The organism is Amycolatopsis sp. CA-161197, assembly GCF_050942255.1.
In the GTDB taxonomy this organism is placed as follows: domain Bacteria; phylum Actinomycetota; class Actinomycetes; order Mycobacteriales; family Pseudonocardiaceae; genus Amycolatopsis.
The window spans coordinates 2,937,371-2,952,841 of the sequence record NZ_CP192059.1 but is presented as its reverse complement, the minus strand read 5'-3'; the positions used below and the strand labels follow the sequence as shown (position 1 = coordinate 2,952,841).

The following is a 15,471-nucleotide window of genomic DNA, read 5'->3' as shown; positions in this document are numbered from 1 at the left end:
GTTCACCGTAGCAGTGAGGTCCGCAGCGCGTAACCGGTTTTAGGCCGAGACCGAAAGCCCGGCCAGCTCCGCGAGCGCGGCGAACGACTCGACGCGGGCGGACTGGTCGTAGGTGCTCGTGCTGACCAGGAGCTCGTGGGCACCGGTGGCCTCGACCAGTTCGCCGAGCCGGTCGGTCACCTCGGCGGGGGTGCCGCCGATCTGGCTCGCGACGATGTCGTCGAGGCGCGTGCGTTCGCGGTCGGTCTTGGGCAGGGCCAGGATCTCGTCGACGGGCGAGAGCGCCGGGAAGACGCCGTGGCTGCGCGAGTACACCGTCGACCACGCCTCGGGCACCAGCAGCCGGCGCGCCGCTTCGTGGGTATCGGCGACGGCGACCGATGTCGATACGACGACATACGGCTGGGCTCCGGTGAAGGTGTCGCGGTACCGGTGGATGGCCTCGACCATTGCCCGCTGCCCGCGCGCCGGCGCGATCACCAGCGGCAGGCCCAGCTCGGCGGCGAGGCCGGCACCGGAGCCGGTGGCCAGCAGGAACGTGGGCAGGCTCAGCCCTTCGGCCGGGATCGCGTGCACGCCGGGGTAGGCCGTCTGGTCGCCGCTGAAGAAGGCGAGCAGCTCTCGCACCTGGTCGCCGAAGTCCTCGGCCGCCTCGCGCCCCTGGCCGAGCGCCTGCCGCACGCCGTCGGTGAAGCCCACCGACCGGCCCAGCCCCAGATCGATCCGGCCCGGGAATAGCGACTCCAGCACCCCGAACTGCTCCGCCACCACCAGCGGCCGGTGGTTCGGCAACATCACGCCGCCCGTGCCCACGCGGATCCGCGACGTCACCGACGCGACCGCCGCCGCCAGCACCGTCGGCGCAGACCCGGCCACCCCGGGCACGCTGTGGTGCTCCGACACCCAGAACCGGTGATACCCCATCCTCTCGATGTCCCGTGCGAACGCGACGGTGTCCCGCAGCGCCTGGGCACTGCCCCGCCCGCGCCTGGCGGGCGACCGGTCGAGCACGGAGATCCGGAACGTCACGACTGGATCAACACGGGCGCGTGGCCGCGGATTCCCCGGTGTGACGGGCTACGGGCGCCAGCGTTCGCTGTAGTCCGGGTGGTCCGCGTACGGCAGGGCGAGCAGCCGCAGCGTCAGGCACCAGTTCGACCCCGCCTCGTCGGCCGGAACGTGGCAGGTCTCGCACCAGTATTCGCTGCCGTACAAAGGAAAACCGGGGACCTTTTCGGACACGGTGGTGCGGTGGGCGAGCATGATGCGGCGCGTGACCTCGACCTCGTTGATCATCTGGTTCACGACGTCGAGCTCGATGTCGCCCAGGGCGCGCACGCGTTGTTCGACCGCGACCTTCGTCTCGCCGCGGTTGAGCGCCTCGCCGGTTTTCGCCTTCTGCACCGCCTGCATGATCAGCGCCTGCCGCTGACCCACCCGCGCGGCGAGGAACGCGATCAGGTCGTCCACGAAAGGCCTCCCTCCTCGAGCCGGGCTCCTCCGGCGCGGGATAGTCGCCGCGCGGCGCCGGGGCGTTACGCGCCGGATCCGTCACCGGGGGTATCCCGAGCCCGCAGCACGCTACTCCACTCCCAGTCTGACCTGCGGGAACGTTACGCAGCCGTAAAGGTGGGAATTTTTCGTGTTCGCCGAAGTTGATCACGGACGGTGAGCACCCGCGGCGACGAGGCGATCACTCGGTGTCGGACCGCGCCTTGCTCGGCTGCACGCGCTTGGGCTCGCCCGGCATCTTGGGATAGTCCGGCGGGTACGGCAGCTCCGCGCCGCCGAGGTCGCGATCGTCGCGGTCGTACCACTCCAGGAGGGTTTCGAGGCCGAACGCCGTTTCGTCCATCGGCGCGTGAAGGTCGCCGTGCTCGGCCAGGAACGCCGGGACGGTGAGCACGTCGAAGTCGTCCGGGTGCACGTCGTCGAGCATCGCCCAGGTCAGGGGCGTGGACACGGTCGCGCGCTGCGTGCCGCGGACCGACCACGTGGACGCGACGGTGCGGTCGCGCGCCGCCTGGTTGTAGTCGAGGAACACGCGGCCGCCGCGTTCCTCCTTCCACCAGGAAACGGTGGCCTTGTCCGGGATGCGGCGTTCGACCTCGCGCCCGAGCGCGATCACCGCGTGGCGCACGGCGATGAAGTCCCACTCCGGCCGGATGCGCACGAGCACGTGGACCCCGCGGCCGCCGGACGTCTTGGGGTAGCCGGTGAGCCCGGCGTCGGCCAGCACCTCGCGGACCACGCGCGCCACCTCGACGGCGTCGTCGAAGCCGGCGGAGTCCGGCGGGTCGACGTCGATGCGCAGCTCGTCCGGATGGTCCACATCGGACCGCCGGACGGGCCACGGGTGGAAGTCGAACGTGCCGAGGTTCGCCGCCCACGCGAACACGGCCGGCTCGGTCGGGCAGACCTCGTCGGCGGTGCGCCCGGACGGGAACGTGATCCGCGCGGTCTGGACCCATTCGGGCGCACCCTTGGGCACGCGTTTGGCGTAGAACCACTCGCCCGCCACGCCGTCGACGTAGCGTTTGAGCGTGGTGGGCCGCTCGCCGATCGCCCGCAGCAGCGGCTCGCCCACGGCGAGGTAGTGCTCCACCACCTGCCGCTTCGTGATGCCGCGCTCCGGGAAGTACACCTTGTCCGGGCTCGTGACCCTGACGGTGCGCTCCCCCACCTGGTACTCGACCGGATCGCCGTTCTTGGGCATGGGCCCACCGTAGCCGGATCCACGCCGATCGCCCGCCGATCACGCCGTGCCCTACCGTGGAAAGCGTGTCCGGCAGAACCAAGCTGATCCTCGCGCTCGTCGTGCTCGCCCTCCTCGCGGCGGCCGCGGTGTTCCTGCCGATCCCCGGCCCGGCGGACCTGCGCCACTGGGCGCAGGCGACCGGTCCCGCGACGCCACTGGTGCTGCTGGTCGCGTATTCGTTGCTCACCGTGGCACCCATTCCGCGCACCGTGTTCAACCTCGCGGCGGGGCTGCTCGTCGGCAGCGTCGCGGGGATCGCGATCGGCCTGGTGGCGACGACGATCGCAGCGGGCCTGTCGTTCGGGCTCGCGCGGCTGCTGGGCCGCGACCTCGTGCTGCGCCACCTGCACCGCGCACCCGTGCGCATCGTGAACGAACGGCTGTCCGGCGGCGGTATGCTCGCGATCACCTCGCTGCGGCTGATCCCCGTGGTCCCTTTCGCGCCGCTGAGCTACCTGTGCGGGGTTTCGACGGTCAAACCGGTGCCGTACCTGGTCGGCACGCTGATGGGGAGCGTCCCCGGCACGGTCGCCGTGGTGGTGCTGGCCGACGCGCTGACCGGCGACACGCCGCCCGCGCTCCTGGCTTGTTACGCCGTTTTCGCCGTGGCCGGAGCCGTCGGCCTGGTCAGGGTGCTGAAGAAGCGCACTCCCGCCGTCGAGGAGGAAGAGCCCGCCGCCTCCGCACCGGCTGGCTGACGGCGGCAACATCCACCCGACCGCTACACTCGTTCGGGTGCGCGAGGGGTATCCGCGCTGAGTAAGGCCACGATCACCGGGATTTCGTCAGGAGCGGTCGCCATCGACACCGGTCAGCTGATCGCGGGGCACTACCGCCTCGTCGAGCACATTGGTAGCGGTGCCATGGGTGTGGTGTGGCGCGCCGTCGACGTGCGCCTGGAACGGTCGGTGGCGATCAAGCAGATCCTCCCCCAGCCGGGCGTCTCCGAGGCCGAACGCGACAACATGCGCCAGCGCGCCATGCGCGAGGCCAAGAACGCGGCCCGCTTCCAGCACCCGAACGCGATCGTGGTGTTCGACATCGCCGAACACGGCGGCGATCCCTGCCTCGTGATGGAGTTCCTCGACGGCCCGAGCCTCTCGGCCGTGCTGGCCGAGCAGGGCACGCTGCCCGTGGGCCAGGTCGCGCGCATCGGGGAGCAGGTGGCCGCCGCGCTCGTCGCCGCGCACCGCTCCGGGATCGTCCACCGCGACGTGAAGCCCGGCAACATCCTCATCGACGAGACCGGCACCGCGAAGATCACCGACTTCGGCATCTCGCGCGCGGCCGGCGACATGACGCTCACGCAGACCGGCCTCATCGGCGGCACGCCCGCGTACCTCGCCCCCGAGCTGGCCCGTGGCGCCGACCCGGTGCCCAGCTCCGACGTGTTCGCCCTCGGCGCGACGCTCTACCAGGCCATCGAGGGCCAGACGCCTTACGGCAACACCACCAACCAGCTCGCGCTGCTCTACGCGGCCGCCAACGGCCAGATCAACCCGCCGACCCAGGCCGGCCCGGCCACCGCACTGCTGATGAGCCTGCTGCGCAGCGAGCCCGGCGAGCGCCCCAGCATGGCCGAGGCCCGCGAAGGCCTGGCGAAGCTCGCGGCGGGCGAACCGGCCGTGGGCCCGGAACTCCTGTCGTCCGGCCCCACCGAACGCCTCGACCGCGGCGGCTCCCGCCCGCCCTGGCAGCGCGTCGACGGCCCGAAGCCCAGCGCCCCGGTGCCCGCGCAGAAGGCCCCGTCGAACCCGCCCCGCACCCCGACGGCGGCGTTCATGCCGATGCGCTCACCCGCCGCACCGCCCAACACCCCGCCGCGGCCCCAGCCCGCACCCCCGGTCCGGCCCACGCAGCAGCAGCCCCGCCCGGCCCCGACGGCCGCGGCGCCGAACTACCGCAACGCCTCGAGCACGCCGCCGCCTGCCGACAACAAGCGCAAGTTCGCCCTGCTCGCAGGTGGCGCGGCGGCCGTGCTGGTGATCGCGGTCGTGGTGTTCCTGGTACTGAGTTCAGGCGGCGGCGGCGACAAGGGCACGTCCTCGCAGGCGGGCCAGCAACCCCAGCAGTCGAACTCGACCGGCGCGCCGGGACCGAGTGCACCACCGAGCTCGAATATTCCCTCCGGACCAGTGGACCAGACCCCGACCGAGGGTACGGTGACCGACTTCGCCGGCGCAGGGCAGCTGATCACCAACGGGTTCTTCGACAACCCCGGCAGTCACTGGGCAAGCCTGACGCCCGCCGCGCAAGCGGCGTACGGCAGCGAAGCGGCGTTCGTGCAGTACTGGCAGGGCCAGAAGATCACCAGCTACAAGACCGCACATGCCGACAGCGGCGGCAACAACCCCGATGGTTCACTCACGATGAACCTCACCGTGAACGGTGTTCGCCGGCCCTACCGGATCGTGCTCATCGGCGGCCAGATGCGCATCGACAGCAACACGAAGCTCGATGCGACCGGCGGCCAAGCGGGCCAGTGACGACCGCGGAGGCCCGTCGATTTCCACCAAGGCGGCCACCGGTTTCGGCCAGTGACCGCGCCGTCGCAGCGCGTCAAGTGCGGCCGATCGGCCTCCGCCGCGCGTGCGCGTAACCAGGAGCTACGTCACTGTTGCGAAGCAGTGAGACTCGCCGCGCGGGGAGTGTGGTGAGCAGGGGTGATGGCCTACCGTGGAGCCATGGCCGAGAGCGGAGCTGTACAGCCGGGCTGGAATCCTCGGTTCCACGAGGATCTCGTCGGGCTGGATCCGTACGACCCGGAGGCGCGCGCGTTCGCCGCGCACCTCGACCGGATGGAGCGCACGGGCCCGACGTTCACCGTCGAAGCGTGCCTCGACCAGGTCTCCGACTTCGCCGATTCCAGCAGCCGCGCGGGTGGGCTGCGGTACTGGGTTTCGGCGCTCATCGCGGCGTTGATCGTGCTCGGGGTGATCGTGACCGCATGGCAGATCGTGACCCACGCGATCGCTTTCCTGGCGGGGTAACGTGGACGAAGTGAAAGGTATGAAACCCGTCGTCGGCACCACGCCCCGTGTGGTGAAGTCCGAGCAGGAGTGGCGCGAGCAGCTCAGCCCCGAGGAGTACGCGGTGCTTCGCCAGGCCGGCACCGAGCGGCCGTTCGTCGGCGAGTACACCGACACCAAGACCACCGGCGCGTACGAGTGCCGGGCTTGCGGTGCCGAACTGTTCCGCAGCGACACGAAGTTCGAAAGCCACTGCGGCTGGCCGTCGTTCTTCGACCCGGCGGACTCCGACGCCGTGCTGCTGCGCGAAGACCGCACGCTCGGCATGAAGCGCATCGAGGTGCTCTGCGCCTCGTGCCACAGCCACCTCGGCCACGTCTTCGAGGGCGAGGGCTACGACACCCCGACCGACCAGCGCTACTGCATCAACTCGATCTCGCTGAAGCTCGTCCCCGAGACCGAGTAACACCGACGATCACCGAAAAGCGCCCTCCCCCACCGGGAGGGCGCTTTTTTCTTGAGGAAGGCTTAGGGAAACCCGGGGCAACCACGGTGTCTTCCTGCGCGTGCTACGAAACACGACGCACCGGGGAGGCGCCATGACACTCATCGCCACCATCGCCTTGACACTGCTCGGCATATTCGCGTTCCTCGGCGGACTCCGCCACGACCGGCGAATCCGGGCCGGCTCCCGCAGCGCGACCGGCCTCGGCTCCCTCGCGGAGATCGCATTCCTCACCGCCGGCCCGAACCGCACCGGTGAAACCGTGGTGGCGGCGATGATCGAACGCGAACAGCTGCGGCTCGACAGCAACGGGCGGCTCTACCGCACCCCGCTGGCGCCCGTCGACGCGCTGGGCGTGGCCACGGCCGAGCTCGTCGGTGCCGGCGCACCGACCTTCCCCGACGTCATCGGGCGGCTGGCCACGACCGACGCGATGGCCGCGCTCGCCGGCGACCTCGCGGCGCGGGGACTCGTGGTCGACGCCGCCCAGCGGCGCCGAGGGTGGTGGTCGGTGGCCGCCGCGGAAGCCGTGTTCGCGGTCGGGGGCCTGGTCGTGGGTGTGGCGTCCACGAGCTGGTTCGTCGCCGCGGCCGTGGTCCTCATCTCGGTGCTCGGGGTCGTTGCTCTCATCTGCTCGTGGCAGCCGGCCGGTCGCACCAACGCGGGTTACGAAGCGGTGCGTGCGGCCTGGGCGGATCGCAGCCTCGTGACGGGAGCCGCGGGCGCCGTGGCGGTCGGCGGGCCGGCCAACCACCCGGACCGCGAGACGCGGGCCGTCTTCAGCCGAGTCGGGGCAACCCGGCGCGGTCGCCCCGGGTACCAAGGAGGCACCTCTCACGGCGGTGGCGCCTTTCTCGGCGGCGGGTTCTATCTCGGGTCGAGCTGCGGCGGCGGGTCAAGCTGCGGCGGCGGGTCGAGCTGCGGTGGCGGATCGGGGTGCGGTGGCGGTGGTTCGGGATGTGGGGGTGGCTCCGGCAGCTGCTGAACGGAACCACGCCGCCCGCGACAGACCCACCGCCGACGGCTGAGTCGAGACAACCCGGCATGGTCACCCGAATACCAGGGTGGCGTCTTTCTCAGCAGCGGCAGCTTTACCCCGGGTCGAGCTGTGGCAATGGTTCGAGCTGTGTCGGATGGGGATGCGGCGGCGGCTCCGGCAGCTGCTGACCGGAACCACGGTGCTGCGGACGGCGTCAGTTGTGCCGACCCGACCGGTGGGACGGGGTGGGTAGCGTCCGGCGATTGCGAGGGAGGTGGGCCGTGGGCGGGACGTGGGGGTTTTCGGGACCGCAGTTCCTGGCGTGGTACGGGATCGCGCTGGCGGTGGTGGTCGTGGTGCAGGTGGGATGGCCGCGGGTGGCGCGCCCGCGAGGTGTCGAGGGCGGAGGGGAGCTGCCGGACGTCTACCACCTCGCGTACCTCGCCGGCGGCCCCGAGCGCGTGGCCGACACGGCCATCGCGGCGCTGGTGGATCGCGGGCTGCTGCGCGTGAACAGCGAAGGGCTCGTGACGGCGGCGGGGAAACGCCCGTGGCACAAGATCGAACGCTCGGTGCACGAAGGTGCCAAGGGCGTCACCGGCGGCACCACGCGCAGCCTGCGGGCCAGGGCCACGCGGTCGAAGGCGATGAGCGACCTCGAGGCCGAGATGCAGCGCGCCGGCCTGCTGACCTCCGGCAGCGAAGCGCAGCCGTTCCACAGCGCGGTCTTGCTGGCCTACCTGGTCCTCCTGGCGGTCGGCGCCGTGCGGTTCGTGACGGGCGCGGCGAACGACCGGCCCGTCGGCTGGCTCTTCCTGTTGCTCGTGGTGGCCCTCGTGCTGACGATCGTCGCCTCCGTCATCCGCGGCCGCAGGCGCGTGCGGATCACGCCGAGGGGCCAAGGGGCTCTGGCGCGCGCCCGTTCCGCGAGCCAGGGCCCGGCTCAGCCGGCCGTGCTGCTCGCCGGGCCGGCCGGCGCGGTGGCGCTCGGCGGGCTCGCGATGTACCCGGACGACGAGCTGAGCGCGGCGCTGATCCCACCGTTCCAGCCGTTCGCCGGGTCCGGCGGTGGTTCGTCGGGCGGCGGTTCTTCCTGCAGCAGCAGCTCGTCGTGCAGCAGCGGATCTTCGTGCAGCAGCGGGTCCTCCTGCGGTTCTTCGTGCGGTGGCGGGGGTTGCGGTGGTTGACCGGCTGGGTGTCGGCATCGGCTGGCGGGCCGAGCTGGACCTGTCGATCGCGCGGCTGCCGGGCGTCGACTGGGTCGAGGTCGTCGCCGAGAACCTCCACGCGCCGCACCTGCCCGAGAGCCTGCTGGCGTTGCGGGAGCGCGGCATGCCCGTGCTCCCGCACGCCGTGTCGCTCTCTCTCGGTGGGGCCGAGCCGCTGGACACGCAGCGCGTCGAGCACCTCGCCGAGCTGGCCCGGGCGCTCGACGCGCCGCTCGCGAGCGACCACGTGTGCTTCGTCCGCGCGGGCGGGCTCGACTCCGGGCACCTCATGCCGCTGCCCCGCACGCGCGAAGCGCTCGACGTGCTCGTGGCCAACGTCCGCCTTGCCCAGTCCATTGTGGACGTTCCGTTGGCACTGGAGAACATCGCGGCCGTGCTGGAATGGCCGGAGAACACGTTGTCGGAGGAGCAGTTCCTCACCGAGCTGACCGAGCGCACGGGCTGCCTGCTGATCGTCGACGTGGCGAACCTGTACGCCAACGCGCGCAACGTCGGCACCGACCCGGTGGCGTTCCTCGACGGAATCCCCTGGGAGCGCCTGGCCTACGTGCACATGGCCGGCGGGGTCGAGCGCGCCGGCGTCTACCACGACACGCACGCACACCCGGTGCTGCCCGAGGTGCTCGACCTGCTCGCCGAGCTGCGCCGCCGCACCGACCCGCCGGGCGTGCTGCTGGAGCGCGACGACGACTACCCCACCGACACCGAGCTGGCCGCCGAGCTCGCGGCCCTGCGCGCGACGGTGACGACGTGAGCCGCGAAGAGCTCGCTGCGCGGCAGGCGGCGTTGCTCGACGCGCTGCTCACGGGCGCCCCTCCCCCGCCGGGCTTCGCGCCCGACCGGCTGCGCGTCGAAGCCGACGTGCTGCTCGCCAAACGGCGCCGGCTCATCGCGTATCTGCGACCCGACGTGGCCGAACGCCTGGGCGAGCGCTTCGGCCCGCTCTTCGCCGCCTATGCCGCCGCGCACCCGAAGACGGACGCGATCCGGGCGCGCGAGTACGCCGACGCGTTCGCCGCCTGGGTCGCCGACCGGGAACCCGCGAGGCGGCGGCGCTGGTTCAGGAGTTGACCGGGTGCCACACCGCGCTGTCGGCGCCCGGCAGGTGCGACGCGTGGTCCCAGTGCGGCTGGGCGCCCGGCAGATCGCCGGCCATCTTCACGCGCCTGAGCTTGCCGAAGTCGCTGTCGACTTCCTCGACGAGGTCGCTGTAGTCCACTTCGGACGATCCCGGTTCCTTGCGGCCCAAGGAATCCAGCCACCGGCCCGTACTCGCGAGCGACAGCCGGACGTTCCAGCTGCCGCCCTCCACGACCGTGCGGCGCACCGCCGTCATGATCGCCGCGGCGGCGAGCCAGCCCGTGGTGTGGTCGAGTGCCTGTGCGGGCAGCGGCGTCGGGCGGTCGGTGCCGGCGACGCGAGCGCCTTCCTCGGCGATGCCCGAAGCCATCTGCACCAGGCTGTCGAAGCCGCGGCGGCGGGCCCACGGGCCGGCCCAGCCGTAGGCCGACAGGTCGGCCGTGACGAGACCCGGGCGCAGCTCGGCCATCTCCTCCGGACCGAATCCGATTCGCTCCAGCGCGCCGGGACGGAACGACTGCAGCACCACGTCGGCCCGCGCGATGAGCTTCTTCAGCCGCGCGCGGCCGCCCTCGGTGTCGAGCGCGACAAACCCCGAACGCTTGCCGTGGCCGGTGTCCATCGTGAGCGCCGGGATGCGCGGCAGGTGCGCGGCGCCGACGTGGAGCACGTTCGCGCCGTGGGCCGCGAGCACGCGGCCGGCGACCGGCCCGGCGAGCACGTGCGTCAGCTCCAGCACGCGCACCCCGCCCAGCGGCCGGTCGGAGTCGAAGAGCGTGTTCTTCGGCGCGTCGCCGATCTGCCGGATCTCGGCGAGGGGCAGGCCCGCGACGGCCTGGCCCTGCGGGTGCGCGAGCCACTCGTCGCGGGACCGCATGAGCGCGGCCGCGCCTCCCGCCGTCACCACGGCCGACTCGACCTCGGCGGCCGTCTTCGCGGCCACGGTCTTCGCCACGGCGTCGCGCTGCGCGGGCACGCCGAGCGACCAGCAGATGGCGGCCTCGTGGCGGGGGTAGTTCGCGTGGAGCTTGACCCAGCCGTCGGACGCGAGGTAGTCGCCGGCGATCGGTCCCCACGGGCTCGGCGGCAGCTCGCCGTTCACCCGCAGGAACATCTCGCTGCGCACGGCGGCCGCGGCGTGGCGCGTGTCGACGGAGACCGTGCCCGGGCCGATGCCGCGCAGCCGCAGCAGCTCACCGGCCGCCAGCGTGGCGGCCGCGATGCCCGCCGTCGCGGCGGCCTCGACCCGGAAAGTGCCGGGCAGCAAGGATTCGTCGCCGGTCAGGGACACGGGCGGGAGGGATTCGCCGGTGAGCGTCCGCCACACCCCGGCCAGCACGTCCTGCACGGCGGTTACGGCAGTGCCGCGACGAGCTCGGCGGGCGCCACGCGCGTGCCGGTGTAGAACGGGATCTCCTCGCGCACGTGGCGGCGGGCCTCCGTGCCACGCAGGTGGCGCATCAGGTCGACGATGCGGTGCAGCTCGTCGGCCTCGAACGCGAGGATCCACTCGTAGTCGCCGAGCGCGAACGACGCCACGGTGTTGGCGCGCACGTCGGGGTAGTCGCGGGCTTCCTTGCCGTGGTCGGCGAGCATCTTGCGCCGATCCTCGTCCGGCAGCAGGTACCACTCGTAGGAGCGGACGAACGGGTACACGCAGATGTACTTGCGCGCTTCCTCACCGGCGAGGAACGCCGGGATGTGGCTCTTGTTGAACTCCGCCGGGCGGTGCAGCGCGACCTGGCTCCACACCGGGGTCGACGCGCGGCCCAGCGGTGTGCGCCGGAAGCCGTTGTAGGCGGCCTGGACCTGCTCGATCTCCTCGGCGTGCCACCAGACCAGGTAGTCGGCGTCGGCCCGGAGCACGGACAGGTCGTAGACCCCGCGCACCACCACGCCCTTGTCGGCGAGCCCGTCGAGGAACTCCGCCGTCTCCTGGCCCGCGGTGCCGCGGTCCTCGCCGAGCCGGCCGGGCTCGACCCGGAAGACCGACCAGGCGGTGTAGCGGATGGTGTCGTTGAGCTCGTTGTAGTTCAGCCGCGCCATGGCTCCATCCTCGCACCGCACGGCTTTCGGGCGCCAAGCGCCTCCGTCACGTCACACTGTGAAGCTCGCCGCGATCCGCTTCGCGGCGGCATCGGCGGTGGCGACGCACGCGGGCAGGCCGACGCCGTGCAGCGTCGCGCCCGCCACGGCGAGGCCGGGGAGCTCGTCGACGGCGGTTTCGATGCGCGTCACGCGCTCGAGGTGCCCGGCGCCGTACTGCGGCAGGCCGCCGCCCCAGCGGGTGACCAGTGTGTCGAGCGGTTCGGCGGTGACGCCGGTGAGGCGGGCGAGGTCGTCGCGGACGGCGTGCACCAGGGCTTCGTCGTCGCCGTTCAGCGCGCCCGGTTCGCGGAAGCGGCCGACGGAGCCGCGGACGAGCACCGGTCCGGCGGCGCCGTAGTGGGCCCACTTGTTGGCGGAGAAGGTGAAGGCCTTCGACGCGTAGCGCACGCCCTCGGTGTCCTTCTCGCCCGCGCCGATGAGGATCCCCGACGCGTCGGGCAGTTCGGTGCCGGGCGGCAGCGCGAGCGCGACCACGGCCATCGAGGCCAGCTCGACCTCGCCGAACGCCTGCGACGCGGCCGGGGCGACGTCGGCGAGCAGCTTGCGCGCGGCGGGCGCGGGCACGGCGAGGACGACGGCGTCGACGTCGACCGGGGTGTCATCGGGGGCGTGGGCCGGGGCGGCGGCACCGACGTCGAGGCGCCAGCCGTCCGCGGTGCGGGTAAGCGCGCGGACGGTGGCGGAGGTGTGCACCGTTGCTATCGACAGCGTCTGCAGCCGGTCCAGCAATGTGGTCAGGCCGCCCGTCAGCGTGCCGAACACGGGCGCGGTGCCGGGGGTCTTCGGCAGCAGGGAGGCCGCGGCGTCGGTGAGCGAGCCGGCGCCGTCGGCGACGGCCTTGGCCAGGCCGGGCATGGTCGCGCGCAGGCCGAGGCCGTCGGCACCGCCCGCGTAGACGCCGCCGAGCAGCGGGTCGACGAGCCGGTCGACGAGCTCGTCGCCGAAGCGGGCGCGCAGCAGCGGGCCCAGCGGGAGGTCGGCGGCGGTGAGCTCGACGGGGCCGAGCGAGCGTTCCTTCTCGACGGCGAGGCGGCCGTCTTCCGAGAGCACGCCGGCCACGGCGTCGGCGGAGGCGGGGACGCCCATGACCGTGCCGGGCGGCAGGCCGGTGACGGTGCCGCCGGCATGGATCTTGGCGCGCGCCTTCGTCGGGTGCACGAGGTGCTCGCCCAGCCCGACCTCGGCGACCAGCGCCGTGACCTCGGGCCGGCGGGCGAGGAAGGCCTCGGCGCCGACGTCGTAGGGCACGCCGCCGACCTCGGCCGTGCGGAGCTTGCCGCCGACCGCGGGGGTGGCTTCGAAGACGGTGATCGCGACGGCGTCGCCGAGCAGCGTCCGCAGGCGGTAGGCCGCGGTCAGGCCGGAGATGCCGCCGCCGACGACGGCGACGTGCTTCACAGCGAATGCACCAGCTCGACGACGCGGGTGAGCACCTCGGGCTCGACGCTCGGCAGCACGCCGTGGCCGAGGTTGAAGATGTGCCCGTCGGCCGCGCGGCCCTCGTCGACGATCCGGCGGACCTCGGCCTCGATCACCGGCCAGCCCGCGTAGAGCAGCGCCGGGTCGAGGTTGCCCTGCACCACGGCTTTGCCGCCGAGCCGGCGCACGGCCTCGTCGAGCGGCACGCGCCAGTCGACCCCGACGACGTCGGCGCCCGCGTCGCGCATCGCCACGAGCAGCTCGCCCGTGCCGACGCCGAAGTGGATCCGCGGCACGCCGTAGTCCGCGACCCCGGCCAGCACCTTCGCCGAGTGCGGCTGGACGAACTCGCGGTAGTCGCGCTCGGACAGCGCGCCGGCCCACGAGTCGAACAGCTGGATGGCGTCGGCGCCCGCGTCGAGCTGCGCGCGCAGGAACGTGAGCGCGATGTCGGCGAGGCGGCCGGCGAGCTCGTGCCAGAGCTCGGGTTCGCCGTGCATGAGCGCCTTGGTGTGCTCGTGGTTGCGGCTCGGGCCGCCTTCGATGAGGTAGCTGGCCAGCGTGAAGGGCGCCCCGGCGAAGCCGATCAACGGCGTGTCGCCCAGGCGTTCCACCAGCAGCCCCACGCCCTCGGCCACGCGCGCGACCTGCTCGGCCTCCAGCAGCGGGATCGCCCGCACTGCCTTGAGGTCGCGCACCGGCTCGGCCACCACGGGCCCCGTGCCGGGCACGATGTCGATGTCCAGCCCCGCCGCCTTCAGCGGCACCACGATATCGCTGAACAGGATCGCCGCGTCCACACCGTGCCGGCGCACCGGCTGCAGCGTGATCTCGGCGAGCATCTCGGGGTCGAAGCACGCGTCGAGCATCGGGACGCCCTCGCGCAGCTTCCGGTACTCCGGCAGCGACCGCCCGGCCTGGCGCATGAACCACACGGGCGTGCGCACGGGCTTCTCCCCCCGCGCCGCCGCCAGGAACGGCGACTCCGCCAGCACCCGCCGCGCGGAGGGGCTCGACGGGCGGGTTTCGGACGCGGCGGACTCAGACACAGACGAAAGCTCAGGCACGAAGCCCATCGTCCCACCCGGTCGCGGAGACCACGCGCGTAGGCCACGGGTAGTGGCCGGAGGTGCCGGCGATTCCGATCTCGTGGGCACCGGGTGGGGTGGAGTGGCCCGGGAGGTCCGATTCCGCGGGCCCGTGGGCGGCCGTCGCGGTGGTCTCGGGGCCCGTCACTTCGGATCCGATCGCCCAGCTCCGTTCCGACCGCGCCAGATCCGCTCCCCCTCTTCCCCCTTGACGGACAGCGACTCAAGCCCAGTGGGGCTGCCGCCCGGGCGCTCGGTGGCCTCGGTGCCCGCCCCCTCGGCCCGGTCGCCGAAGCCTCGACCAGCACCGCCGCCACAGCAGGCCAGATCAAGCCTCCGCGTCCGGTTCGCCCGGACCGGCAGCCGCGCCGGTGGGTGGCGGGGCCGGTCGGGGCGTCCCTCGGCGCGCCTGCGTCCGCAACGGGGCGTCGCCGCCCTACAGTCGTTGGGTGACCGCGATGACGCCAGTGCCCGAGCTGTTCCGCGAAGCCGTCGCGGCGCTGAAGTCCGTGCGGCCGCGTCCCGAGGTGCGGTTGGAGACCATGCGGGCGCCGCAGCGGCTGGCGCCGTGGTCGTTCGCGGTGAGTTGTGAGGTGGCCGGGCCGGCGGACGTGCTGGCGTCGGGGCGGCTGGTGCTGCTGCACGACCCCGACGGGCAGGAAGGCTGGGACGGCGTCCTGCGGCTGGTCATGTACGTGCGGGCCGAGCTCGACCGCGAGCTGGCCACCGATCCGTTCCTGCCGGCCGTCGGCTGGTCGTGGCTCACCGACGCGCTCGAAGCGTCCGGCGCCTCGTGGACGGCGCTGGGCGGCACGGTCACCGAGACCTCTTCGGCGCGGTTCGGCGACATCTCCGGGCCCACGCGCACCGACGACCTCGAGCTGCGGGCGTCCTGGACGCCCACGGACGCCGCGCTGCGCGCCCACGGCTACGCGTTCTGCCAGGTGATGGCGAGCGTCGTGGGGCTGCCGCCGGTGGGCGTCACGCTGTTCGAACAGCGCCAGAGCTCCTGATCCCCCGAAGTTCACCCGGACGGGCCGCCCGTCCGGGGCTCTCGCGCGCCCTCAGAACGTCCAGGAGCGCCCGGCGTGGTCTGGACAACCGTCGACACCGGCGGCCGACCGAACGCGATTCTGAGCGCGGTTCACGTCCGTCCACCTGGGACCGCACGCGCTAGCACGCACGGATGCCCACGTTCGTGAAGACCCCATGATCACGGGCTGTCATGCCCTGGTCACGCCCGCAAAGCCGCCCGAAGCCCCCAGGGCACCCCGGCGGGTCCCGCGGAGACCCCCGCGAAACCACTCTGTGCAAACGTGAAGAAAGTTGATCTTG

The 15,471-nt window shown here is 72.6% G+C and carries 16 protein-coding genes; 9 read left to right on the top strand and 7 right to left on the bottom strand.

What is annotated here, in order from left to right:
- Positions 1–39: 39 nt before the first annotated feature.
- From ACQPXB_RS14160 to ACQPXB_RS14150, 3 genes are all read right to left on the bottom strand, one after another.
- Entirely contained in the window at positions 40–1,029 is a 990-nt protein-coding gene (locus ACQPXB_RS14160) for an MsnO8 family LLM class oxidoreductase (protein ID WP_432852062.1), read from the bottom strand.
- 48 nt (positions 1,030–1,077) lie between these two features.
- A complete protein-coding gene (locus tag ACQPXB_RS14155) occupies positions 1,078–1,470 on the bottom strand; it encodes a DUF6221 family protein (RefSeq protein ID WP_386956272.1) in 393 nt (130 codons plus the stop codon).
- A 223-nt stretch (positions 1,471–1,693) separates the two neighbouring features.
- Complete coding sequence (locus ACQPXB_RS14150; protein ID WP_432852059.1) at positions 1,694–2,716, bottom strand: DNA polymerase domain-containing protein; 1,023 nt, start codon at positions 2,714–2,716, stop codon at positions 1,694–1,696.
- 65 nt (positions 2,717–2,781) lie between these two features.
- Here ACQPXB_RS14150 and ACQPXB_RS14145 point away from each other — a divergent pair, with 65 nt between their 5' ends.
- The 8 genes from ACQPXB_RS14145 to ACQPXB_RS14110 all read left to right on the top strand — a co-directional run bounded on the left by ACQPXB_RS14145 (position 2,782) and on the right by ACQPXB_RS14110 (position 9,511).
- Entirely contained in the window at positions 2,782–3,456 is a 675-nt protein-coding gene (locus ACQPXB_RS14145) for a TVP38/TMEM64 family protein (protein WP_432852056.1), read from the top strand.
- Positions 3,457–3,573: 117 nt separating this feature from the next.
- A complete protein-coding gene (locus tag ACQPXB_RS14140) occupies positions 3,574–5,244 on the top strand; it encodes a serine/threonine-protein kinase (RefSeq protein ID WP_432856614.1) in 1,671 nt (556 codons plus the stop codon).
- A gap of 198 nt (positions 5,245–5,442) precedes the next feature.
- On the top strand, positions 5,443–5,748 hold the full coding sequence (locus ACQPXB_RS14135) for a hypothetical protein (protein ID WP_220238380.1): 306 nt from the start codon (positions 5,443–5,445) through the stop codon (positions 5,746–5,748).
- 19 nt (positions 5,749–5,767) lie between these two features.
- Positions 5,768–6,193: a peptide-methionine (R)-S-oxide reductase MsrB gene (gene msrB / locus ACQPXB_RS14130; RefSeq protein ID WP_366588107.1), complete on the top strand. Its 426-nt coding sequence runs from the start codon at positions 5,768–5,770 to the stop codon at positions 6,191–6,193.
- Between the two features lie 133 nt (positions 6,194–6,326).
- Positions 6,327–7,217, top strand: a complete 891-nt coding sequence (locus tag ACQPXB_RS14125; RefSeq protein ID WP_432852052.1) for a TIGR04222 domain-containing membrane protein — start codon at positions 6,327–6,329, stop codon at positions 7,215–7,217.
- 275 nt (positions 7,218–7,492) lie between these two features.
- On the top strand, positions 7,493–8,398 hold the full coding sequence (locus tag ACQPXB_RS14120) for a TIGR04222 domain-containing membrane protein (protein ID WP_432852049.1): 906 nt from the start codon (positions 7,493–7,495) through the stop codon (positions 8,396–8,398).
- On the top strand, positions 8,391–9,194 hold the full coding sequence (locus ACQPXB_RS14115) for a DUF692 domain-containing protein (RefSeq protein ID WP_432852046.1): 804 nt from the start codon (positions 8,391–8,393) through the stop codon (positions 9,192–9,194). The genes ACQPXB_RS14120 and ACQPXB_RS14115 overlap by 8 nt, the downstream gene beginning before the upstream one ends.
- Complete coding sequence (locus tag ACQPXB_RS14110) at positions 9,191–9,511, top strand: hypothetical protein (RefSeq protein WP_366588098.1); 321 nt, start codon at positions 9,191–9,193, stop codon at positions 9,509–9,511. The genes ACQPXB_RS14115 and ACQPXB_RS14110 overlap by 4 nt, the downstream gene beginning before the upstream one ends.
- Here ACQPXB_RS14110 and ACQPXB_RS14105 read toward each other — a convergent pair.
- The 4 genes from ACQPXB_RS14105 to hemE are packed head-to-tail and all read right to left on the bottom strand — an operon-like array spanning position 9,501 to position 14,124.
- Positions 9,501–10,868 carry a CoA transferase gene (locus tag ACQPXB_RS14105; RefSeq protein ID WP_432852043.1) on the bottom strand — a complete coding sequence of 456 codons (1,368 nt, stop codon included), beginning with the start codon at positions 10,866–10,868 and terminating at the stop codon, positions 9,501–9,503. The genes ACQPXB_RS14110 and ACQPXB_RS14105 overlap by 11 nt on opposite strands.
- Before the next feature lie 5 nt (positions 10,869–10,873).
- Positions 10,874–11,566, bottom strand: coding sequence for a hydrogen peroxide-dependent heme synthase (hemQ, locus tag ACQPXB_RS14100; protein WP_366588094.1), 693 nt, complete (start codon positions 11,564–11,566; stop codon positions 10,874–10,876).
- 51 nt (positions 11,567–11,617) lie between these two features.
- Entirely contained in the window at positions 11,618–13,027 is a 1,410-nt protein-coding gene (gene hemG / locus ACQPXB_RS14095; RefSeq protein ID WP_432852039.1) for a protoporphyrinogen oxidase, read from the bottom strand.
- The gene (gene hemE, locus ACQPXB_RS14090) at positions 13,024–14,124 is read right to left on the bottom strand and encodes a uroporphyrinogen decarboxylase (RefSeq protein ID WP_432852037.1); all 1,101 of its coding nucleotides are present in this window, start codon (positions 14,122–14,124) and stop codon (positions 13,024–13,026) included. Before hemE ends, hemG begins: the two co-directional genes overlap by 4 nt.
- Before the next feature lie 461 nt (positions 14,125–14,585).
- On the opposite strand from hemE, the gene ACQPXB_RS14085 reads away from it, so the two are divergent.
- Positions 14,586–15,149, top strand: a complete 564-nt coding sequence (locus ACQPXB_RS14085; RefSeq protein WP_366588088.1) for a DUF3000 domain-containing protein — start codon at positions 14,586–14,588, stop codon at positions 15,147–15,149.
- The last annotated feature ends 322 nt before the right edge of the window (positions 15,150–15,471 follow it).

Bases quoted from the DNA above. Each gene is read 5' to 3' on its own strand.
- ACQPXB_RS14150 (WP_432852059.1), bottom strand. From the start codon at position 2,716: ATGCCCAAGAACGGCGATCCGGTCGAGTACCAGGTGGGGGAGCGCACC.
- ACQPXB_RS14135 (WP_220238380.1), top strand. From the start codon at position 5,443: ATGGCCGAGAGCGGAGCTGTACAGCCGGGCTGGAATCCTCGGTTCCAC.
- msrB (WP_366588107.1), top strand. From the start codon at position 5,768: ATGAAACCCGTCGTCGGCACCACGCCCCGTGTGGTGAAGTCCGAGCAG.
- ACQPXB_RS14125 (WP_432852052.1), top strand. From the start codon at position 6,327: ATGACACTCATCGCCACCATCGCCTTGACACTGCTCGGCATATTCGCG.
- hemQ (WP_366588094.1), bottom strand. From the start codon at position 11,566: ATGGCGCGGCTGAACTACAACGAGCTCAACGACACCATCCGCTACACC.
- hemE (WP_432852037.1), bottom strand. From the start codon at position 14,124: ATGGGCTTCGTGCCTGAGCTTTCGTCTGTGTCTGAGTCCGCCGCGTCC.